General features: G+C 50.7%; 21 protein-coding genes. 3 read left to right on the top strand and 18 right to left on the bottom strand.

Going from position 1 to position 20518, the window contains the following annotated elements; translation table 11 throughout:
* Nucleotides 1-328 precede the first annotated feature (328 nt).
* The 3 genes from QF010_RS04240 to QF010_RS04230 are packed head-to-tail and all read left to right on the top strand — an operon-like array spanning nt 329 to nt 3001.
* Entirely contained in the window at nt 329-1345 is a 1017-nt protein-coding gene (locus QF010_RS04240; protein WP_429381042.1) for a hypothetical protein, read from the top strand.
* Nucleotides 1346-1362: 17 nt separating this feature from the next.
* Entirely contained in the window at nt 1363-2421 is a 1059-nt protein-coding gene (locus QF010_RS04235; protein WP_429381044.1) for a ParM/StbA family protein, read from the top strand.
* Entirely contained in the window at nt 2408-3001 is a 594-nt protein-coding gene (locus tag QF010_RS04230) for a hypothetical protein (protein ID WP_429381046.1), read from the top strand. Before QF010_RS04235 ends, QF010_RS04230 begins: the two co-directional genes overlap by 14 nt.
* A gap of 21 nt (nt 3002-3022) precedes the next feature.
* Here the strand turns inward: QF010_RS04230 and QF010_RS04225 are convergent, their stop codons facing one another.
* From QF010_RS04225 to QF010_RS04140, 18 genes are all read right to left on the bottom strand, one after another.
* Nucleotides 3023-3298, bottom strand: coding sequence for a hypothetical protein (locus tag QF010_RS04225; protein WP_429381048.1), 276 nt, complete (start codon nt 3296-3298; stop codon nt 3023-3025).
* A 130-nt stretch (nt 3299-3428) separates the two neighbouring features.
* Nucleotides 3429-3977 carry a hypothetical protein gene (locus QF010_RS04220; protein ID WP_429381050.1) on the bottom strand — a complete coding sequence of 183 codons (549 nt, stop codon included), beginning with the start codon at nt 3975-3977 and terminating at the stop codon, nt 3429-3431.
* Nucleotides 3978-3979: 2 nt separating this feature from the next.
* Nucleotides 3980-4924, bottom strand: coding sequence for a hypothetical protein (locus tag QF010_RS04215; protein ID WP_429532492.1), 945 nt, complete (start codon nt 4922-4924; stop codon nt 3980-3982).
* A gap of 186 nt (nt 4925-5110) precedes the next feature.
* The gene (locus tag QF010_RS04210) at nt 5111-7333 is read right to left on the bottom strand and encodes a proline-rich domain-containing protein (RefSeq protein ID WP_429381054.1); all 2223 of its coding nucleotides are present in this window, start codon (nt 7331-7333) and stop codon (nt 5111-5113) included.
* Nucleotides 7333-8799: a hypothetical protein gene (locus QF010_RS04205; RefSeq protein ID WP_429381056.1), complete on the bottom strand. Its 1467-nt coding sequence runs from the start codon at nt 8797-8799 to the stop codon at nt 7333-7335. The genes QF010_RS04210 and QF010_RS04205 overlap by 1 nt, the downstream gene beginning before the upstream one ends.
* The gene (locus QF010_RS04200) at nt 8796-9683 is read right to left on the bottom strand and encodes a TlpA family protein disulfide reductase (RefSeq protein ID WP_429381058.1); all 888 of its coding nucleotides are present in this window, start codon (nt 9681-9683) and stop codon (nt 8796-8798) included. Before QF010_RS04200 ends, QF010_RS04205 begins: the two co-directional genes overlap by 4 nt.
* A 6-nt stretch (nt 9684-9689) precedes the next feature.
* Nucleotides 9690-10487: a sel1 repeat family protein gene (locus QF010_RS04195; protein WP_429381060.1), complete on the bottom strand. Its 798-nt coding sequence runs from the start codon at nt 10485-10487 to the stop codon at nt 9690-9692.
* Nucleotides 10456-11205, bottom strand: a complete 750-nt coding sequence (locus QF010_RS04190; protein ID WP_429381062.1) for a lysozyme family protein — start codon at nt 11203-11205, stop codon at nt 10456-10458. Before QF010_RS04190 ends, QF010_RS04195 begins: the two co-directional genes overlap by 32 nt.
* Entirely contained in the window at nt 11157-11813 is a 657-nt protein-coding gene (locus QF010_RS04185; protein WP_429381064.1) for a hypothetical protein, read from the bottom strand. The genes QF010_RS04190 and QF010_RS04185 overlap by 49 nt, the downstream gene beginning before the upstream one ends.
* Nucleotides 11797-13152 carry a hypothetical protein gene (locus QF010_RS04180; RefSeq protein WP_429381067.1) on the bottom strand — a complete coding sequence of 452 codons (1356 nt, stop codon included), beginning with the start codon at nt 13150-13152 and terminating at the stop codon, nt 11797-11799. Before QF010_RS04180 ends, QF010_RS04185 begins: the two co-directional genes overlap by 17 nt.
* 2 nt (nt 13153-13154) lie before the next feature.
* The gene (locus QF010_RS04175) at nt 13155-13532 is read right to left on the bottom strand and encodes a hypothetical protein (RefSeq protein WP_429381069.1); all 378 of its coding nucleotides are present in this window, start codon (nt 13530-13532) and stop codon (nt 13155-13157) included.
* Complete coding sequence (locus tag QF010_RS04170; protein ID WP_429381071.1) at nt 13516-16389, bottom strand: VirB4 family type IV secretion system protein; 2874 nt, start codon at nt 16387-16389, stop codon at nt 13516-13518. The genes QF010_RS04175 and QF010_RS04170 overlap by 17 nt, the downstream gene beginning before the upstream one ends.
* Nucleotides 16382-16858 carry a hypothetical protein gene (locus QF010_RS04165; RefSeq protein ID WP_429381073.1) on the bottom strand — a complete coding sequence of 159 codons (477 nt, stop codon included), beginning with the start codon at nt 16856-16858 and terminating at the stop codon, nt 16382-16384. The genes QF010_RS04170 and QF010_RS04165 overlap by 8 nt, the downstream gene beginning before the upstream one ends.
* Nucleotides 16846-17169, bottom strand: coding sequence for a TraV family lipoprotein (locus tag QF010_RS04160; RefSeq protein WP_429381075.1), 324 nt, complete (start codon nt 17167-17169; stop codon nt 16846-16848). The genes QF010_RS04165 and QF010_RS04160 overlap by 13 nt, the downstream gene beginning before the upstream one ends.
* A 13-nt stretch (nt 17170-17182) precedes the next feature.
* Nucleotides 17183-18709 carry a conjugal transfer protein TraB gene (locus QF010_RS04155; protein ID WP_429381076.1) on the bottom strand — a complete coding sequence of 509 codons (1527 nt, stop codon included), beginning with the start codon at nt 18707-18709 and terminating at the stop codon, nt 17183-17185.
* Nucleotides 18706-19500, bottom strand: coding sequence for a hypothetical protein (locus QF010_RS04150; protein WP_429381078.1), 795 nt, complete (start codon nt 19498-19500; stop codon nt 18706-18708). The genes QF010_RS04155 and QF010_RS04150 overlap by 4 nt, the downstream gene beginning before the upstream one ends.
* Nucleotides 19497-20132, bottom strand: coding sequence for a hypothetical protein (locus QF010_RS04145; RefSeq protein ID WP_429381080.1), 636 nt, complete (start codon nt 20130-20132; stop codon nt 19497-19499). The genes QF010_RS04150 and QF010_RS04145 overlap by 4 nt, the downstream gene beginning before the upstream one ends.
* 1 nt (nt 20133) lies before the next feature.
* A complete protein-coding gene (locus tag QF010_RS04140) occupies nt 20134-20517 on the bottom strand; it encodes a hypothetical protein (protein WP_429381082.1) in 384 nt (127 codons plus the stop codon).
* Nucleotide 20518 lies beyond the last annotated feature (1 nt).

Below are 20518 nucleotides of genomic sequence, written 5' to 3'. Positions count from 1 at the left end.
TGCCGTGTTTGCACCCAAAGTCCGCCGCGGAAAATTTCCTGAATTTCTAGGGTGCATTTTGGGGTGCGTTACGGGGAGTATTAGGGATAAATAGGGCAGAACGGGGAACTATGGGGTGTATTGGGGGTTCTTGGGGGGTTTGGATTGAAGCAGGGCGTCATAAGTCAAAGACTGATCGGGGTGTTTAGAGGTCATTCAGGGGTATAGATGGGGCGTTTAGTGGTGTATTCGGGGTCTTTTGGGGTTTTTTGTGGTGTTACGTGGCCTAGGGATACCCAAATGCTACCAAAGCAACGAAAACAAATGTTTTTAGGGTGATTTTGCAACTATGCGTCGGAATATTCGTGATCTGGACCATGTAGGTCCTTTTGTGGAGAAACTCAATTCTGCTATCTCCGCACGGCACGTCTTGCTTCACGAACTCATCGAACAGCTCACTTTCTCCCACGAGAAACTGTTGCAGTCGGCAGAGGCCCTCATCGCACAACTCGACATGTTCCCTGCAAATCATGATGGTGAGATTCACTCCATTGTTTGGCGCTGGCGTCCGCACAGCATGGCGGCCAAGGTTCGATCTGTTGAAGTACTCCTGTGCATTGATGATCGAAGCAAAGCTCAGCGTGTGCAGAGGATGATTTCGCTACGTGAGCATTCAATCCGGGTTGGCCTGTTGGCACCTTCAATGGGCAAGAGGAAGGCTGCTCATTTCTCCAAAGGGTTGGATAAGTTTTTGGTCCAAGCCGATCGCGCAGTTCGCTGGGCAAGCGCTGGTGATCAACCGTCAATATTGAATCAGGCAGGGGCCCGTTCTGGTCTACTCAACTGGATCGAGGGCGTTTGCATGACATGTGAAAATGTAGGAAAGCGAGTAGCCGGAATCGCCGAACGCTTTCTCGATCTCGACGCGGAATTAAATGCCCTTACATTCGAATTCAATGAGGCACGGCAACCAGTAAGATTTCACTCAATTATCTGCCGGCGGGACGTTCTTGCTTCTGATCTCCTAGCTCCGTCAGCACCCAGGTTCCGGGTGGTCACGTTCTATGATCGGCGGAGCGGAAAGAGAAGTAGCCGCGATGTACAGTCCTACAAAATGCAGATGGCTACATCCAGGGTTACTGGAGATTTAAGGCGGTTGTTGGATCGTGAGCCAACGAAGGCTGAGGTAGAATCGCGTCGGGCTGAACAGCGAATGAGAAGGCCTAGCGCGATGATCACGGCAGAGCTGATCTCGCATTGCAAACTTGGTAAACACTCAGCTGGGATACTCCGGCTGCAAAAAAAAATCGCAGATGCTATGGGCGAATGGGAGGCTCAAAGAGCCTTTCTCCAAGCGCTGCTTTGAAAGGGGTTAGAAGGAAGATGTCCGATAAGATCGAGCAGTTGATCGCCATTGACCTTGGCAATGGGGTTACCAGTTACCTGGCTGGCAACGGAGCAAGCGGGAATTTCGCTTCCCTTGTCGCGGAGGCCAAAGGCTCTCAAGGGTTGGGGGCCGGCTTTACGCGAGAGGCCTTTAAATTGAAGGATGGCGCGTACTACGTTGGAGATGACTGCCGCGAATCCGGTGCTCTCGTTCGGAGTACCGACTCCAGCTTCTACAAGTCGAACGATATCCGAGTGCTTTTCTTAAAAGTGCTCAAAGAAGTCGACGTCAAAAACCCGGTGATCGTGACGGGGTTGCCTACGGAATTTTTCAACAACCACCGAGACGAGTTCGCGTCTCGACTAAAGCAGTGGGCAACCGATGAAGGATTTCAACCAAGTAAGATCCAAATCTTGCCTCAGTACGCAGCGCCTTGGTTCGATCCAAACCTGCTCGACGAAAACGGGAATCCGATCGAGCCTGACTTTGTCCTGCGCGGTAAAATTGGGATTCTCGATATCGGTCATGGCACCACTGACCTCGGCCAATTTGAAGACGGGAAAGTCGCTAACCATCGGTATGGTGAGTCCAATGGTGTTTCGAACATCCACAAAAATCTGTTCACTCAGTTGGGTACCCCTGATGTCCTGAATGAACTGATCAAGTCACCAAAGTCGCGGCTGCCCAAAGATTTCCGCCTGGATTCGCAGACCACCGTATTCACGATGGATAAGTGGATGCGTGCTGGCAGTATCCCTTGGCGTGGTGAGAAGCTTCCACTCGATGATATTAGCTTGCCGGCTAGGACCAAGTTCGCTGACGAAGTCTTGCCGCGGTGCATCACAGCACAATGGGGCACAACTGACTTTTTGGACGCAGTCATCTGCGCCGGTGGAGGGTCTGAAGTCCTGGGCATCGATCTGCTGAAGAAGCACATCAAGACGAAGATCCTGCGTGCTAAAGACCCAAGTCTTTCAATCGTTCGTGGGTTGTATCGTTTCTACGTAACGCAATTCTTCAAGCAGCATGCGGTGGTGCAGCATGCCCGCGGATAAGCCAGGGAAAATCCAGATCAGGGAGTTTCTCTACCCTGGCCACCACGATGAATTATTGCGTGTCTTACATGAGCACAACCGGAGAGCTGGTAACCAATTGGTGCTCTCAATCTCGGAAGCGTGCGTATCCGTCTGGCCTCTGAGCTTGTCGGACTATGAGCCGCCATCTGATAAGTTGCTGGAGCGAAACAGGGTAAAATTCACCATTCGAGAAGATCGGCACCCAAATCTATTTCACCTGTATCACTCCATCGGATTGGGATCAAAGGGGCAGATTTTCTGTAATTTGTTCAATCGCCATCAGATGCAGAGGGCTGTAAATTTTGAAAGTGTGAATGAAGCGGTGGCGAAGATGCACGAGCGCCAACTTGAGGTGCCGGCGGCAAAGGCTGAGGAGGCTAGCCTTTCAGCAGCTGAGCCAGCATTGAAGGTCGAGGTAGGGCCAACTCAAGTAATGGAAACCCATGTGGAATTGGAAAAGGTTGCCCGGGCGGAGGCAGCCCGTGAGTCGGACCAAAAACCTGCCCCAGCAGTCATACCCGATCCGTTTGCTGGTATGCCACCGATGACCTTTTCCTAGCTGGCCAGCTAAGGCCCTTCGCTAGAAAAGCCAAAAATCCAGGAGTCCTTCTTCTTCCCAGAGGACTCCGATTTTTAACTCCCCATCCCAGCCTTCAAAACTGCGTAGCAACGTCTTCAGTTCATCTTCACCCCCGGTAACCGTGGCAAGAGGGGGCCTGGCGTTTTCCTGAAGCTCCTCTACCACTCCTGTCGACGGAGTGAAGCCAAAGCAGTGTTTGCTGTCTGTTTGTTTCCGAGGGAGGTGGAGCATCCGCGCCGCCGCCGCTGCGAACATATCCTGTTCAGCCACTTTCATACCTCCATCCAGAACTGCCAAATCGCATTTTGTGGGGCAGGGATACCGCGCCGTCTGTTGGCAAGTGGTTGCATAATTTCTTTTAAAAAATGAACCGTCACAGCTGGTGGCACAGATATGAGTTAGTAATCTAGGCAGATCGAACCAGCGCCTTACGGTAGACCTTCATGTTTGACATCCACCCTGCAGACACATACACAATCGGCGGTAGGAAGATCCCGTCGCCTACAGCCTCATGGATGTTTGCGTTGAAGGTCGTACACAACGGAATTTCAAAGATTCCGTTCTCCCCCAGCTTGTCTCGCAGCATAGCTGCCTGTTCCGCTGGGAGAGTCGGGAATAAGCTGATTGCTTCCTCTACAACCGCCAAGCTCTCCTTTAGCGCAACTGAGCTCACGAATGGGTGCTCTGCTTGCCGCAATTTTCCGTTCGGATACAGCGAAGAAATATGCGGCAGTGCTTCTGCCACAAATTCCAAGCGCGATACTACTTCCTCAATAGTGATCGTCCATGGGAACGGGTTCTGGAGATCTGCGGCTTTTGAGACCAGTTCAACAGAAAACGGGATTAAGGCGTCGCTAGCACCCTCACCACTGCAACGCACCAGGTTGCCTAGACAATCGAGTACGTATGCAGGGTAGGGCTTGCCGTTGGATGAAAAAAACAGGTCACCGATCATGGCTACTTCTTTTCTACGATCATTTTGAAGGCTTCCAGCACGCGATCAACGCCTGCCTCGATGTAGTATTTGCCGTAATACCCGGCAGAGGGAAGACCAGCAGAGTGCCTGTTGTCGGCGACTTCAAGCTTTTTATATGGGCCTCCAATGTCAGTGACGATTGCAGCCTCTACCCGACGCACAGTGGCAGTGTCGTTTTTCTGAGGCAACCACGCACGCACCACCTTCCCCTCTGGGTTGACAAGGAAAACCATCGTGGGCCAGTAGTCGTAAAACGGGCTCGACTCGTTGGCACTGCCTCCCAACTGCTCAATTACGTACTTTTGCATCGAAGCTCGCTCGCTATCACCCTGGGGCAAAAAAGGAGCGATCCAATCTTTGTACGCCAGACGGCCGGTACCCGAGTATCGAGCAGCAGGGGACACCAGGTAGTTGTCGACGCACATCCGAAATGCTTTTCCGCACGGTTCATTGTCAAAAGACAACCAGTAACCATACGAGTTGTCGTCTCGGTTTACGAGTGAGTCAGGCAGGCTGTCGTAGCCGAGGTAATTGATTTCAACCGGTATCTTATTATCCCGGACGTACTTACTGATCTGAGCCAGAAACGGAGTTTCATCTTTCGAACGCTGCGCGGCCGAATCCGCTTTCCTGAAACCTTTGTTCAGAAAACTTAGGTCTCCTTTCGGGGCCTTGGAGTCCGAATAAACGTTCGATGCAATCCAAAGCGACCAACCGCGTGGGTTCCAAGATGTGCGCTCAAAAAACCATTCACGCTTTGTCGCAGCATTTTCGTTCGGCTTGAAATTCAAGCTGTAAACGGAGCCTGGTAACCTGAAAGCAGGGGACCCATGAACATCGCCCCCAATCTCGGGCAACTCACGATTTTCATCCCCACACCCATAAAGTGCGAGTGCCATAAGGGCGACAGCAAAATATTTTTTCATCATTCATCTCCAATCAGTGGACGTTAATCCGTATAACGGCCAATGCCCGGATTCCAAGATCAAAATCAAAAAACAAGGCGGAAAATTTAAGCCTTAGGGCTGCTTCGTCCCCGGCGTTGAAGATCCTACCGCTCAGCGCCAAGGATCAGAAACAAAAAACCCGTCAAATAGACGGGTTTTTTGTAATTAAGGTTTTTTCGGCCCACTAGGGGTTGGAGGTTTGGGGTGGTCCGGATATTTCCCGGCGCTTTTTGGCGGCGTCTGGTCACTGTTACCTGGTGAATTGCGCCCGCCTCCGGTAGGTGTAGCCCCCCCAGATGGTGGGGGTGTCCGACCGGAACTTCCTCCGTTCTGATTTGAACCGCCGCCTTGATGACCGCCACCGCCACCACCTGAAGCACCTCCCCCATTATTCGACGGAGGCTTCGGCGATGATTTAACTGGATTGAGACCGATGCTGTTTCGCGAACCGCTAGAGGCGTTCGGAACACTGTAGTTGGCGGTCATGTTTCCGTATGCGCTTGTAATAGAGGCGACGCTACTCCCTCCACCCGCAATTTTGCCACCGGCCGCCGCTGCACCACCAGCGATCGCTGTTCCACCCTTGGCCAACATTTTTCCGCCACCAATGGCCATACTTGCAGCTTTAAGAACTGCCCCAGATATGGCAAGCCCAGTTGCTGCCATACCTGTAGCAGCTCCACCTGGGTTGAAACCTGAGAGGCCCTTCACGTCATCCCAAATCAGCATTTTGGCGATGATTATTTCAACTGCTGTCAGCGCTATAAAGATGATGTACTGGGCAGAAGCTGCCGAGATGAGCAATGCCCAGTTTTCCGTATAGTTACCAGCGTTGTATCCCTCCATAAGCTCACCATTCATCGCAAGAAGTGATGAGGCCATTGTTAAGCACATGTCGTTAATGAACGGAACAGTAAACGCAAAAACAAGGAGCTTTACGTAACTAATAAGAATATTTGGTGATATAAAAACTGCAAAAACACAGATGAGCGGGAATAGAACGATCAATATTCCAGCCAGCATAGCGCAGCCGTTGATCATTGCCGGTATTTTAAATTTCAGCATCCATTCTCTAAATTTCATCCCGATATCCTGCATACCGGTCATCGTGCTATCAGCCACGGCTGATAACAGTGATGGTGTTTCTTGCCCAGGGTACAGCTGGTTTGCATACGGCCTCATATTTTGAAGGCTTGTGCTTTTAAGTTTGTCTTGTGCGATCTTTGCGTTAATTTGTTGAATCAACATAGTTTGCGCGGACATTCCATCGCGCATTAAAGCCGTTTTTTGACCGCCCATACCAACGGCGGCCGCCGCAGCGTTGTAGTTTTCTACGCCTTTTGCGACGAGGAGATACATTTGAGCGCAGTTTTTTGGGTAAAAGGATTGTCGTTGATCGGCTGGCACAGGTGGGCCGCCAGCTGAATCATAGGCGCTACTCTGATATGCATTTCCGAACGCCCCAGAAACAGCATCTTCCATTTCGGGCCCAGAGCCTTTTCCACCTAACAGAGTTTGCCAATAGGCTTGGGTGGGTAGCTTGTAACCACCAGCAGGATATTGCCCGCTGAAGTAAGGATTGGCATCATCAGGAATGCTATTCAGCATGGTAATACCTTTGGCAATTCCGTCCTGAATCTTATTTTCAGAATTAGCCACTGTCATGCTTTCGTCATACATCGTAAATGGAACTGAACTTGACATGTATTTCGTAAGGTCTTTGTCCTTGTTTTTAATCGCTTCAAGCATCTCCTTGCTCATTGTAAATTGGGCTTCAGATTGACCAATGCCTGAGGAGCCAAAGAGTCCAACGGCCCATCCAGTCTTCCTGGTCTCTTCAGTCGCTGTACCTGACGACTCAATGGCATTCTGACAACGCGAAATATAGTCGCTCATCATTGGGGCTAACGGACTGTTAGCATATCGATCCACTGTTGCAGCATTAGTTACGTGATATGCGTTATTGAACGCAAGGGCGTTAGCGCCTTCTTTGTTGACGCTGTCTAAGGCGCTTTTAAATAGTGCGTAAATGCTACCTATGATTGACAACGAATAGCCGGCCCCTGCGGCTAATCCAACTTGGCTTTGAGCAGGTCCAACCTTATAGTTTCCAGGCTGAAGCAACATGCCAGTTAAAAGAACAATTGTCATTGCGCCGGCAGCAGTTCTAAGTTTGTCCACTGGGGCTTTTAAGGCTAAAACCCCAACCCAGGCGATACCACCATACATAACCAGATCCATTGCAACCTTGGTAAAAACCTGGTGGTACGCCTGCCATATATTTACGTAGTGGCTGACAATATCGAGAAAGTAGCCGTCAACGAGCTTTAAGAAGTCGTAATTGGCGATACCTGTCTCGATGTCAACTGTAGTATCTGATCCAGACATTATTTTATCGCCTCCATAGTGGACTGTAGGAACTGATTCCGTTCTTTGTCATGGTCAATCTTGGCTTTCAAGGCGTCGTATTCTTTGCGAAGTCCGTCAACAGAGAGATTAGTTCTCGCAACATTGTCGGGACTAAGTAGCTGGCCGTCAGCTTGGTTTGCTACACCGGTTGTTACTCCAATCTCAATTTTTGATATAACACCATCGAGTTCTTTCATCATTGCAAGCGTTGCAAGGTTTCGCTGGGTCGAAGCAAAAAGGGCAGGGTTGTTTTTCGCTAAGCCACGCATCAGCGTGTATTCAGAATCCGTGACAACAATGTCCGCTTTGTTCACGAGATCTTTATATTCTTTGCTTTGTTGGAAGTTACTCCGGTCGGCGCTATAGATGCCATGGTACGTTTCCATGTAATCGTTAGTCATTTGTTTAGACAAGATATCGAGATTAGTTGTTCGAGGCGCTACGGTCGTCGCACCATCTTGGGAGCTATACGATGGAATCAATCCTGAATATTTTTTAATGTCATCACAGCCAAGCTCCGAAGCAGCAAGTACAAGGGCACGACTACCCTCAGTATCAGCATTGCTGCATGACTTACCAGTGATCTTTGCAGTATTGCCGCCAGAACCAGAACCAGAACCTGAACCCGAGCCCGAACCAGAACCAGAACCTGAACCCGAGCCCGAACCAGAACCCGAGCCAGAACCCGAACCAGAACCAGAACCAGAACCCGAACTACTGCCTCCGCTCTTAACGCCAATGAGACCACCAGTTGAACTGGATACTGTGCCCATTAGACTCTTGGCGCGTTCGGTGGCCATAGCCTTCATTTCGCCCGCTTTTTTAACCAAAGAGCCTGTAATACCTTCACCGGTCATGCAGTCTGTACTTTTGTAACCGGCATCTGCTGTACAGTCAGCCTCTGCGAGCTCTTGTTTCTTTTGCTCGTAAGCAAGATCGGCCTTCTGCCGGACTCCACTACAGGTCATGTTGGACATATCCAACCCGAATTGACCTACGGTGTTCAGTTGGTCGATCACAGATTTAACCGTGGGCTGACTGTATGCAAGGTACATAATCGCCAGGCTTGGAGCTTGTTGGATAAATTGCTCGACCATGCCGGCGTATTGGCTAACCTGCCCGTCGAGAACTCCTCCAAGATTTAAGCCGTTGCAACCAATACCAACTTCAGTAGATCCGTATGCACCCACAAGCTTTGTTTGGCTGTTCTGAAATGGAGTAAAAGTGTCGCTGCTATAACCAACGCCTGCTTTTGCATCATTTACAGCGCTGCCTTTAATCCTTGTTCCGAACAGTCCAGTTACATCGGACATCCGCAAATCCCAAGGGGAGTCCTCACCAGCTGGCGGGGCTGCCGGGTCCTCATAGCCATAATTTGCAAATACTTGGGATGAAGTTGTGAGCAACAAAGCTACAAGTAAGTGTTTAAAGGTACTAATCTTCATTTAACGGATTCCTTACTTGCGGATTGTATGTACGTCATGGCTTGCAGTCTGTCTTCAAGCTGGCTAAGTGTCTTGTTTCCTACCAGTGTCGTTCGTGCGGACTTCGTGTTGTTGTCAACCCAAGAAATTGGCCATGCAGTAATACCTAACGTTTCTAATTTCGCTCGCTCTGCACCCGAGACGATGCGCCCCGTCAAACCTCTGTTAGTGACGTGTTTTGCAAAAGCGTCTTTATCTGTGTCCAGCTGGAATACCTTGATTTTCAATTTTGGATATTTCGCTTGAAGACTTGACAGAATTCCAAGTTGACGCTCGCAAACCGGGCATGTCGACTCGACAAAAACAGACATGCTAATCTGGTCAGTGTTGATGTATTTCACAGCTGTTGCTTTTTCTTTTGCGGCATCCAGCCCCTTCATGTTCTGAAGTTCGCCGGCCTGCCAGGTCGCCATCTTATAAAGTTCAGCGGATTTGGTGTATTCGCCCCATGTTTTGTCCATATACATGAGGTAGTCCTTGGCGGCTTCCGGGCTTTGCTCAAGCTGCAGCCGAATCATTGCGCTGGGGGTTCCTGGGGAGAAGTTGAATTCCAAACCTGTCTTATTTACGAATCGCATGGGGGCCGATGGATTCTTTTTTGCTGCTCTGTTCATCTCAGTGCAGTTTTTCATCCATTCCATGTTCTGGCAGTCCAGAATATTCGGAAGCTTATCAACAGCCTCATTTTCTCGATCTTTGGAATACTGATCTACTTTTGCCATTGCGTTCGCGATTGCATCAGCAAGTACATCATTTGGGTTTGATGCATTTGAGAACACGCTTGAGGCGTTAAGAGCTATGCCGCCGGCAATGAAAGCAATTAATAGTTTAAATTTCTGGTTCATGAGTAATTACCTTAGAGCCGTGGATAATTCGCTAATTACGCTTTGGGCGTCATTGATGATTTTTGCTTTCCCGTTTGCCTGAATAAGCACAATTGCGGGGGTGGATCGCACTCCATACTTTCGTGCTTCATCACCATTTAGATCTGGCCTGAATCCCACCATCGGTATCGAACCCGAGGCGGATGTAAAAACACGTTTTGGGTCCCAGTTTTGAGGATCAATAAGTATGAAAAACTGGAAATCTACCTTTTCGCCAAAACGGGCCTTTGTTTGTTCAGAGATTTCAACTAGGTCCTTTACAGACGCGGCATTGTCCGAAATGAATGCCTTTATAGTTGCCTGAGGTGGGACTGTTGGTTGGAGCAGTTGATATTTTGCAATTTGTGCCTGGGCTTTCGCGTATGCGGCCTTTGCTGACTCGATGTCTTTGGGCAGTGGAACGCCACTGGTGCCACCTATAGTAGGAGGGGCCCCGTCAGTGGCCATTAGCGCTTCAACCTGTTTCAACATTGCAGCACTGCCTTTGTGCCCACGCTCAGCTGCGGCGGAAAAGAATTTTTTGGCTCTTTCCAAATGGTCCGGGTATTCGGTAGAACGAAGCATCAACATGCCGAGGTGATACATGGCGATCACATTTCCGGCCTTTGCTTCCGGGAATAGAATTTTCCATGCTTTTTCTTTATCGCCTTTCAGAGACAGCATTAACCCCTCACCAACGCGCTGGTCCTGGGTTGTTGGCTGTGGCTCTGCATAAGCCATAGTTGTCAATAAACTAATGACCAATGGCCAGTGATACGGACGCATTCCGTTTCTCCGCGTTATATTTCGGCATGAAGTCAGCGAGGTAGCGTTTACGATGGGCTGGCGTGCTGGAGTGGTAATACCCAACAGCAGCTAGATCGCTGCCATACTTTTTCTTGAGATCGGCCAGATGATTGGCTGCGAAATTCAAATTGAAACGTGGGTCAAACCATTGCTGAACTGTCGCTATGCCCTGGCCGTGCCACCTGTAATTCACCTGGGCAATTCCAATATCAGTGTTGATGAGACGTAGTTGTCTTACACGAATCTGACCCGGCTCAACGTCTTTGCTATCGTCCGTTCGTAGCGCAAATGCCCCTCCATTGTTGGCACTTGAGCGTCGCACCGTTTCTGCAAAGCTTTGCGCTTCAAGCTGATTGGAGAAGAAACGTCGAGTCATGACTTTTTTGTTGGTCACAAACTTGACCATCCATGGGAATCTGGTCAGCGCCCAAAGCGTTCGCACAGCCGTGTCTTTATCGCCGAACTGAAAGCCTTCACCGTCTGCATTGAAAGTCCACGGATTTTTTCTGGATTCCTGTGCGGTGATGGTTCGAAGGACAATCGGATCTACTCCGTGCTGAGTTGCGACATAGTCGATCAGGGGGTCATACGGCGATGCCGATGCCTGGTTGGCAATAACCAGGCTGAATAGAATTAGTGGTAGGTATTTCACGTTGACCCACCCTCCAACGTTGTGAACTGGTGTTTTTTCAGCCACCGGACACACCGTTTACGTTCTGGAAAGCAAGCCTCTAGCCGGCGAAAAACTGGTGGATGCGGGTCGCTTGGATCGGTTCCGAGGCCCTTGTGCAGCATTTCGTGATGCAGGGCATATCGGATTACGCATTTTGGGGCGTCATATCCAATGGATTTGCTCAGGCTCTGGTGAATGATGATCACCTCTTTACCCCCGCGTGATTCGGTGCTGCCCGCCGGCACATAAAGCGTGTCAGTGCTTACTCTGTTGATGGTCTTTGCGATTTGCTCCCATGAGGAGTCGCCCAGTTTCTGAAGAACCTTCACGAAGAGTTTCAGCGCTTCGGGGTGCCGTATATCAACGAGGGGCAGTAATGCGTCCTTGGCCTGTGAGTAGTCATTACAGGCCATACGACTCAGTGCAAATTGGAGGCTTTTCTTCTGGCCATCGGTGAGCGTGTCAATGTCCATCTTCGGCTCATCTGCCTCACTGGCACTGGGTATGCCCCAGAGCACGGTGAGATCGATTGTTGAACCGAAAAAGGATCGGTTAACGTCATCGGCTAACCAGAGCAGTGACGCCTGGTCAGCCTCGGAAACCTGCTGGTGGACGTTATAAAGCGCACCCATTGTTTGGTTGACTCCAGAACTTATGCATTACCTGTCCATTCGAGTCCTGAAGGTCGAGCCGATCGCCTGTGATTGAAACGCGGTACCCGTGAATGCTGTCGCCCTGGCCAACCATGTTCTCTTCGCCTGAATCGACGATGAACGCATGTGCTACGCAGGTGACGCAGTTTCGGGCAGCTGGCGCTACCGCTTTCACACAGATTTTCGGCCTTGTCTGGATCATCGCCACTTGCTTGACCTGCGGCGGTGTTCTCTTCGCAATTGCTGGGGTGTGCTTTGCAGGCGCCACTGCTTTAGGTTTTGCGGTGCTCGATTGCGCCTTGACTGGCTTATCGTTCTTCGCAACTTCTAACTGTTTTTCCAATGACTTGATCAACTCGTCTTTGGTTTTGAGTTGTGCGCTCAACAAAGCCACGTCTGCACCTGAATTGCCCTGCAGTCTCGGCTGGTTACCACTATCCGGGTTTGAAATTTGCGTGCCAGCCAAAACAGGGTCTGTTTTTCCCAGCATCGTCGGGGTCATCATCGTCGGTTCAGGAGTAGCAGCCGGTGCTGGTTTTTGGCCGCCAAAAGGATTGGATTCCGCCTTGTTTTCGGTGTTGACTGAAGCCGGTGGAGTTACAGTCGAGCCAAACAATTCTGTGGGTTCGGATGACGCGGCTACCGTTGCTGGCTGCACATTGGTAGACACTGGAGCGGTGGTCGCTTTCTCGGGACTGGCTGGGAAACCAAACGCATCCAGGGCAGCGGGCTCAGCGGCCGCTTTACCAGTCCCTGCCAGGTCAGCTTTTCCTTCTTGGCCATGGCCTGGAGGATCTAGGTTCAATTCATCAAGTGACTTACCGACGGCTTCGTCGTCTTTTGTTTGGTCACCGAGAGTCGAGGTAAGCGATGAGGGCTCGCCCTTTTGGTCAGAACTGTGGCCGAAGTCAATGGCCATCTCGCCTGCTTTCGCATTCGAGTTTTGGTTCTCATGTGGAGTCGTCGGAGCAACAGCGCCTGGTGGGGTGACCATGGCGTTTCTCACGACGAAGAAACCGATCAGTGCGACTACACACAACAGCGCTTTCTTTTTGGCAGAAAGGTTTTTTAAGCTTCCACCGGCCTTTGATTTCTTGTCGGCAGCGGGGCTCGCTTCAGGATCGACAAGCAGATCATCGTCGGTGGCGGACCGCTGCTCCATCTTGTTCTGAGGCGCCGACTCCGCTTCGATGAAGTCTTCTGTCAGGGTGGGGTCTGCCGGTGCTGTCTTGTTTCTACCGGCACCCTTCATGCCACCCAAACCGTTCTTCAAATTGTTTACAAAGTCACCGAGGCCGCTTTTTTTATCGTCACTCATGTTCACTGCGCTCCTAGGACTGGCAGATAGGTTGGTGCTTCTTCGGTCCAGCGGCCGGGGGCGATCTGGACACACTCTTCATGTTCTGGAATTAGCATGCCGTTGACGACACGCCCCGGAATTTTCACGCCGCAGTTAACTTGAGGGGCATCCCAGGAAAAGCGGTCTCGCGCGCGCATTTTCCCTTTCATGTCCGTCAAAACCTGGCTGACGCCTTCAGCGTAAGCTCGGCGCTCCATCTCTGATTTTGGCGCGTAGAGTTCTTTCACTGGCTTCGGTTCTTGATCAACTATTGTTTCGCGCGGTTCGTATTTCTCCGAACAGCCAGCCAACAGTGCTAAGAGTGCGGCGCACACTATTGCTTTAGGCAATTTGGCCATAACGGGCTCCATATGGGTGTGTAGTTGAAAGTGAACTGATAGCTTTCTGGCGCGCCAGTGTTTCGTCACCATATTGCCCCATCAACTCCTGAGTCTTTAGTTCCCGCATGCGATAGTCATCAGGATGGGAACTCGCGATCCAAAGTGTCATCGGACTGGAGAACAAACGGTAAACGCCTGAGTAATAAAGGCTTTGGCTTGTACGGATACGGTAAAACACTTCCGAATACATTGGAGGAAGTGATGCTAACGACTGCCACAAATCAATTTCTTCTTCTGTGAACGCAAGCTCTTTCTGAGCAATCATGTAGTCAGACTGTGAGCAGGCGAGGAAGAAATAATGGCTCGTGTTTTCCAGGATGCCGTCCTGCGTGTCTCCACCGCCGTTACTTTCAGCACGGATGAGATTGACGAAGTCTTTAACAGTTTGGCTGATGAGTAGGCACCCAGCGCCGTACCGGCGTAGTTCTCGGTAAAAACTGGCCAGCGCGTTTGCGGCGTTCGGATCTGAAAGGGTTGCCCAAGCCTCATCAACTGCAACAACCTTTTTACGACTGCGCTCAAGCTTGAACTTGCAGTAGATATCGATTTGACGGAATAGGGCGAGCGTTACAACCCCCAACGCTGGCGATTTTGCCATTCGTTGCGTTTCAAGAACTGTGAAGTCGTTTTCCCAGTCAACCTGTAGGAAGCCGTCAAACAAGGCAGCGAAAGGGCCATTCCCATAATATAGGGTCAGGTTTTGTGCGAGTACGTTGCCCTTTTGCTCTTCGAAATCGGTTTTCTTGAGGTATGGGATGTAATCGCCAAACCGAGGCTCTTTGGTTGGATTAGTTTCGATCCAGTCCGTATAGAACTCAGCCATCGCTTGATATAGCAGCGACACAGTTACTTTGGTGAGAGACGATTTGGTGTTACTTGAACCATCCCCAGCTTCCATCATCATGATTAACATGCGTGCAATGAAGAACATGTCTTCAAGCGATGGCATAAGATTTTTGCCGTTTTCGTCTTTTTGAAGATAAAACGGGTTGATACAGATAGGGTGGATAGTACGGTCGGTAACTGGATCAATGAATGGCTCTGTCGCGAGCCTTACATAGTTCCCACCAAGAACCATACAAAGGCTTTCGTATGAATCACCCTTGTCGATGATCCAAACCTTCGGCTTGTATTTGACACGAAGCGCCATCAACAAGTTGTTGAACGTGAAGCTTTTGCCGGAACCAGTTGTCCCACAAATGAGTGAGTGAGCCGTGTTGACGTTACGGCCCCACAGGTCAAGGAATATTGGCTGGCCCGCGCGGTTATTCATCAAAATTGCAGGATCTGCAACACCCTGGTATTCAACGAACAAAGGTGCAAGGTGAGATAAGCTTTCAGTGAGGTGCGGAATATCGCGTTTGAGTAACGTCATGCTGCTTTGACGGAAGTTAAACGGCAGACTGTTTCGCACTACCACGTCACCGCGCAGATCTTCTTTGTGCCCAATACGCCAAAGCAGATTTTCAAGCTGCATTGCTTGATCATCAATGTTCTCTTTGTCGAAACCCATTAAATTGACATGGATGGAGACATCAAAGAACTGAGACCTGTCGTTCACGTTTTCAGAACTGATCTTGTTCTTAACGGCGTTAAGGTCGTTTTTCTGTTGCTCCAAGGTAACCTTGTCGCCGACACGCATCGATTCTTTTGCCGCAATCATACGGCCACGAACCGCCAGTCGCGCCATAACCAGAAGGTTGCTCGGGACACTCCAGTTCAGGGTGATCAGGCACTCCGATTCAACGCCAGCCATAACCTGCTGGAGCATGCCAGGTGTGCTGCGCGTTGGTTTGCCCAGAACCGAAACTGGCCGAATGTAATACGGAACACCGCGGTCATGAATGGTCCAACCTTCGGGCTCAGATTCGACGTGTGCGAAGCTAGCGGTGGCAGCCAGATTTTGTCTGTGGTTGACCAGGTTCGGATTTTGAAGCGCTTCCAACACCGGGATATCGACCCGATATTTTGGGGGCTCGATTTCGAAGCTGCGGATAGGGTTGAGCAGTTGGTAATGAAGGTTGATATACCCTTGCCCAGTCAAAACCTCTGGCTGGAAGTTAAACGTCACCATGCTCTGTTCGATTTCGTGACAGTGCCGACCAAATTCCTTGGCGTGCTTGTTGTATGCCTTCTGCACCATTTTATTCGCGTCTGCCAACCCAACGGCGGCCAGCGATGCCTTGACAGTGGAATCGATAAATTTGCCGAACATGTATTCTGGCGACCACATGAACACGAGGTAGAAGTCGTTGGTAAAAGGAAACCGACCTTCACGGACCTCGCGCTCGATGGCGCGGGTTGCTGATTCGCGGACATCGTCATCGGCGTCATCTAACTCCGCCAGGGCGTCGTCCTTCATTTGTTGCATGACACTGTTAGACGCTTGGCTGAAGAAACCCTGGGGAGAGCTGGCCGCTCGGGCCTGGCGATCGATGATGGAATAGGCAATTTCTGCTGCGAACTCGCCAGCTTCAGGATCGATCTGATCCTTGTAACGACCCAGGACCTCGCGGATGTCGCGATGGGTATGTCGTAGCATTTGCCCGGAGCTGCCAGCAGGGTATTTGTTCAGTACGTCAGCAAAGTAACCAGTGATCGAGAACAACTGGTTGTTGTTGAGCATCGAGGCATCCACGCCCGAGAACTTCCAGATCTTCGCAAATCGACCATCAGTGGTGTGGAAGTAGCGGCCGTTCGACTCGTAGACGAACGCGTCCGACAAAAGTTGGATCGGCATTCCACCTTGGTAGTTTCGACGCGCCAGACCCTGCAATTCAGAGTCGTAGATGTGGAGATCAGCCTTTTCAGCCATTGGTCGATACCTTCTTCGTTGCCATGATGGTCCGCGCCTCTGGGTACACCGTCACGTCGGCGCGGCTGACACGGGTTAGGTATTCAGCAATATCGCTGAGCGAGTTAGGTTGGGTGTTGAGCTTGACGATTTCGTCTTGGTTAACCTGAGGATCAAATTCCGCGTCGTAACCGCTCGCGGCACCGGCAAGTTTCAGAATTTGGCCCAGCGAAAGGTCCTGATTTTTGAACAATTGCGGCCATGGAATTTCGTCTGGCGCAGGCAGTTCGCGAGAGTCCAGTGTGTTTGGCTTTGCAAAAATCTTGCGGTACAGCTGGACGTCGACCTGACGTACAGTCAGATCTTTTCCGCTGCCCAGGATCTGCTTTTCGTAGTACTCACGAATGCCATCTTTCTGTTCTTGTCGGATGCCATCTGCCATTGCGTTCGAGCAGGCGAGGAGGGCGAGGACAACGATTAATTTGCCCAATCTGCTTCCTCCACAACGATGTAGTCCCAGCTGCCACCGTGCTTCACGCCAGTCTTCCGATCTGCGTAAGGGATGATCCAAACGGGAGCCACGACGTCCGGGTTGCGAATGGGGTAATACGGTTCTGAAGCGCCAAGCTCTGGACGTGCCCGCAACCCTTCACGAAGGAGTCGAACGGTGTCCTGGCCTCCACTGCTGTTGACCGTCTCGTAGATCTTGTCCATGGGCGCACTGTTTTTGAATGGCTCCGGTTCACTAATGCAGCCGGTGAGGAGGAGTGCAGCTGCGGTCACGAAGAGTGTTCTTTTCATGTTCACGTCCGGATCAAATCAAGGTGTCGTACATCGAGGAATCGATGTCGAACGGTTCAAGAGGTTTGAGAACACTGATTGGCTGGTCGCTCACGAACTGGAGGCGGATACCAGGCTCAACGAGAATCGTGTCGATGGCAGAGTTCGCTTCTGCTTCGAAGCGCTCAGAGATCTTTTGGAACATCGCGCCGATGCCCTGGGAGACTGCAGCTTTGGTTGCGTCACCGGTAAGTTGGCTGGTAGCAGAGGAGGTGCCGTTTTGAACTGAACTGGTATTGGTGAATTCGCTGGAGCTAAGCGTCGTGGCAAAAGCTGCCGCGGCCGCTGCAGCAGACTGCAATGCCAATGTGCGCCCAGAAGCCTTGTCGACTTTCCCGTAGACGTCCTGCTCGTTGTCACGGACGTCAACGATGTAACCCGTTGCAGGAACCATCTGCGCGCCGCCGGTTGCATCCCAATAACTCAGCTGCTCAACCCGGATTGTTGCCCGGCCGGTTGTCGAGCTAGAGGTGCGACGACCGGAGCAAAGCCCCATCAGGTGAATTGTTCCCAGATCACGAACCACACCGTTCGGGCCGTGGAAAATTCCGTGCACGGGTAAAACCACAGGTCGGGCCGGGATCTTGGAGCTGCTCGAAGCACCTGGTGCATTTGCGCCGATCGGGCAGGCGACACCGTGAAGCGTGGTAACTTCGACGAACGAGAATGCTGGAATGACGTAGGTGTCGTCCTTCAGCTTTTTCTTGGCTTGCTCGTCAGAAGATGTAGCGCCTGGGCGTGCAGTTGGCGTCTGCTGTGCAGGTGTATCTTGTTGTCCATAAGCGCCATTGAATTTGGCATCCATGCTGCCGCTGCTTTGCGTACCCGAACGCCCGTTGGCGTTCGAATCTGGCGAAGACATGTCAGCAAAGAGTTCGCTTTCGGATTGCGAGCCTTGACCGCCACCGCTCTTGCCCTTGTACGAGGCCTGGGTTTGTGGCTTCAGTACAAAGTAGTTGGGACCGTATGGGTTGGCCGCGGCCACTGGCGCAGACGGGCCAGTAGCTGGTCCAAGGTCAAAGTCGTTGTCGAACGAAAGCCCGCCGTTAGGGGCTGTTGGCAGGCGATCTGGTAACTTGGGCCCTTTGTCTTTTCCATTGATGCCTTGGTAAACGCCCTCAATCTGATCTTTGCGAATGTCAGCCATCGCTTCAGTGAGGGTCCGAACCTGTGCGTTGTTTTTCTGCTCCAACTCACGCAATTGCTTCTTAAGTTCAGCGTCGCGTTTAGCCGCATCAGCTTCCGAACGACTCAGCTTGTCCTTGTACGACTCCATCTGTTTCTGGAATTGAGTCAGAGCCGCGTCTTTGTCTTTGGCAGTAATCCTGTTGATGTCGTTATTGCCAAGTTCAACAGTAGCAGCAGCCTGCTCGGCTTTTTTGGGCGCGACTTTATTGTTATCAAGAAAGCCGTTGTAGAAAAGTGCGCCCACACCGACTATCAAAAATCCAAGTATGATTTTTTTGTTTGGCCTGCTAGGAGGATTTCTATCATCGCTCATTGAGTTTTCTCCGAGACGATGAATAGGAGGCCGCGATGGGAGGCGCCGTACACTTCAGAAATGAATTCAGGCGAAGGGCCGAGTATTCGGGAGCTTGGGAGCATCGCCGCTTGGCGAGCAATACCAATGGAGGCCTTCACGTCCTTGTTGGAGTAGTCAATCTGGTCTATTGCAACCTTGAACGGAGTCCGGCCATTGTTGACTACTTCGTAGGTTGTTCCGACATAGGTCGGGCCCACAACCTGGGATTGAAGAATGAATTCAACCGAACCCTGGCGGAACACAACACGTTGATCCCGCGTTAACTTTGCAAAGTCGTTTTTGCGATAGCCGTTGGGGACTTTTCCGCTATAGAGATAGTTCATCAGGCCTTTGACGCGACCGCGAGAGTCCTTTGAAAGCTGCGACCGGTCGGCAGGCCCACCGTTGGTGATTGTTACTTGGCTATCAGCGCAACCAGGTCGCGTAATGAGCTTAATCAAGTATGATTTTGAAGAGTCACCATCAACGGTTACCAAGCCTGTATAAAGTGGGTCTTGGCTCTGAAATGCCAGTTTGTTAGGAATCGGGTTTGGATAAATCTCTACGCCTTCACGAACTTCAGGGTTATACCCTTTCAGCTCGGATTCAGGGAAAATGACTTCTGCACGCTGAGTGTCATTGGAAATGAAAACCTCCACCGGGGAGTTTTCGTACACCACACTGCGCGGGGAACGGTTGCATTCCTCATTTGCATAGACGTTAGTGGTTAGGGCCGCGGCAACCATCGCGGCCAGCAATGTTATCTTCACTGAATGATCTCCTGCTGCTGCATGTCGTCGGCGACGACCGCCCACTCAAAGTGCTTTGAAACCTTCACGGGTTTAATCAGAATTTTGATGTTGTACTTTCGACGGTCGAAAACAGTGCTGAGCGTCGCGCGGTATCTCGATGCTTTGAAGGAGACGACGTAGCCAACAGCTTTGTCGTATTCGATTTGGTACTTGGTTGTGCGTACGAAAACCTGAGTGATTTGTTGGTCTTCAGATTGCTTGGCTGTATTTTTCAGTCCGTCTTCCTGAAGTGCGCGCATTCGTGGGGACATCAGGCGCAAAGCTTCGTTGGCATTGGCAAACGAGGATTCAGGTGTGAAGTTGAAAAAGTTATCCAGGAATACAGATGTGAACGCAATGATGTGCTTATCAGGGATCTGCGATTCGCTGATAAAAACGCCTTCGGAATTTGGAAAGCCATACATGACACGTTGCGCTTGGAGCTCAACATTTGTTCTTTGCAGTTCAAGGTTCTGATTAACGAGTGACCAAATGACTGCGGACAACACTACAGTCGCGGCGATAAACGCAACAATAATACGCCCGGATCGCAACTCACCCTTACCGAGTAAGTTGAAGTACCTCAGCGGAACGCCGTAATTATCGCTCATATTAAGGCTCATACCGATTGCAATATGTTGGCGATGGCAGTAATCCCCGTTCAATCCAGAGATTTGACATCATTCTGTTTAGGCGATACAGCAGCTTTCTGAGTGCTGGTAACCGCATGGCCAAATCACTCTTCAGCCAATCACCAATGAGCAGTGATGTATGAAGAAGGAGATGGCCCTTTGGTTTTCTTCCTGTGATCTTTTTATAGAACCACAGCGTCGTGCAGCCAATGACAAAGCAATAGAGGCTGTCGTCAACTAAATTGTTGGAAACAGCCATTGGAATCATCCAGATCAGGAGGTCTTCCTTTTCCAGTCCGCCAAAATTGATTGGCGAAGTTGCATAGGCCATTGTGTCGCTTTCGGCTGTAGTTCTAAGGCGCATA

The organism is Pseudomonas silensiensis (assembly GCF_050434865.1).
In the GTDB taxonomy this organism is placed as follows: Bacteria; Pseudomonadota; Gammaproteobacteria; order Pseudomonadales; family Pseudomonadaceae; genus Aquipseudomonas; species Aquipseudomonas fluorescens_W.
Note: the sequence above shows the minus strand (reverse complement) of the source record. Positions and strands in the feature narration are given on the sequence as shown.

What these genes read in the sequence shown, in the direction of transcription:
- QF010_RS04145 (WP_429381080.1), bottom strand. Translation starts at nt 20,132, where the DNA reads ATGAGCGATAATTACGGCGTTCCGCTGAGGTACTTCAACTTACTCGGT.
- QF010_RS04205 (WP_429381056.1), bottom strand. Translation starts at nt 8,799, where the DNA reads ATGAAGATTAGTACCTTTAAACACTTACTTGTAGCTTTGTTGCTCACA.
- QF010_RS04200 (WP_429381058.1), bottom strand. Translation starts at nt 9,683, where the DNA reads ATGAACCAGAAATTTAAACTATTAATTGCTTTCATTGCCGGCGGCATA.
- QF010_RS04160 (WP_429381075.1), bottom strand. Translation starts at nt 17,169, where the DNA reads ATGAAAAGAACACTCTTCGTGACCGCAGCTGCACTCCTCCTCACCGGC.
- QF010_RS04180 (WP_429381067.1), bottom strand. Translation starts at nt 13,152, where the DNA reads ATGAGTGACGATAAAAAAAGCGGCCTCGGTGACTTTGTAAACAATTTG.
- QF010_RS04195 (WP_429381060.1), bottom strand. Translation starts at nt 10,487, where the DNA reads ATGCGTCCGTATCACTGGCCATTGGTCATTAGTTTATTGACAACTATG.
- QF010_RS04220 (WP_429381050.1), bottom strand. Translation starts at nt 3,977, where the DNA reads ATGATCGGTGACCTGTTTTTTTCATCCAACGGCAAGCCCTACCCTGCA.
- QF010_RS04155 (WP_429381076.1), bottom strand. Translation starts at nt 18,709, where the DNA reads ATGAGCGATGATAGAAATCCTCCTAGCAGGCCAAACAAAAAAATCATA.
- QF010_RS04225 (WP_429381048.1), bottom strand. Translation starts at nt 3,298, where the DNA reads ATGAAAGTGGCTGAACAGGATATGTTCGCAGCGGCGGCGGCGCGGATG.
- QF010_RS04140 (WP_429381082.1), bottom strand. Translation starts at nt 20,517, where the DNA reads ATGCGCCTTAGAACTACAGCCGAAAGCGACACAATGGCCTATGCAACT.
- QF010_RS04210 (WP_429381054.1), bottom strand. Translation starts at nt 7,333, where the DNA reads ATGTCTGGATCAGATACTACAGTTGACATCGAGACAGGTATCGCCAAT.
- QF010_RS04240 (WP_429381042.1), top strand. Translation starts at nt 329, where the DNA reads ATGCGTCGGAATATTCGTGATCTGGACCATGTAGGTCCTTTTGTGGAG.
- QF010_RS04230 (WP_429381046.1), top strand. Translation starts at nt 2,408, where the DNA reads ATGCCCGCGGATAAGCCAGGGAAAATCCAGATCAGGGAGTTTCTCTAC.
- QF010_RS04235 (WP_429381044.1), top strand. Translation starts at nt 1,363, where the DNA reads ATGTCCGATAAGATCGAGCAGTTGATCGCCATTGACCTTGGCAATGGG.
- QF010_RS04170 (WP_429381071.1), bottom strand. Translation starts at nt 16,389, where the DNA reads ATGGCTGAAAAGGCTGATCTCCACATCTACGACTCTGAATTGCAGGGT.
- QF010_RS04185 (WP_429381064.1), bottom strand. Translation starts at nt 11,813, where the DNA reads ATGGGTGCGCTTTATAACGTCCACCAGCAGGTTTCCGAGGCTGACCAG.
- QF010_RS04175 (WP_429381069.1), bottom strand. Translation starts at nt 13,532, where the DNA reads ATGGCCAAATTGCCTAAAGCAATAGTGTGCGCCGCACTCTTAGCACTG.
- QF010_RS04215 (WP_429532492.1), bottom strand. Translation starts at nt 4,924, where the DNA reads ATGAAAAAATATTTTGCTGTCGCCCTTATGGCACTCGCACTTTATGGG.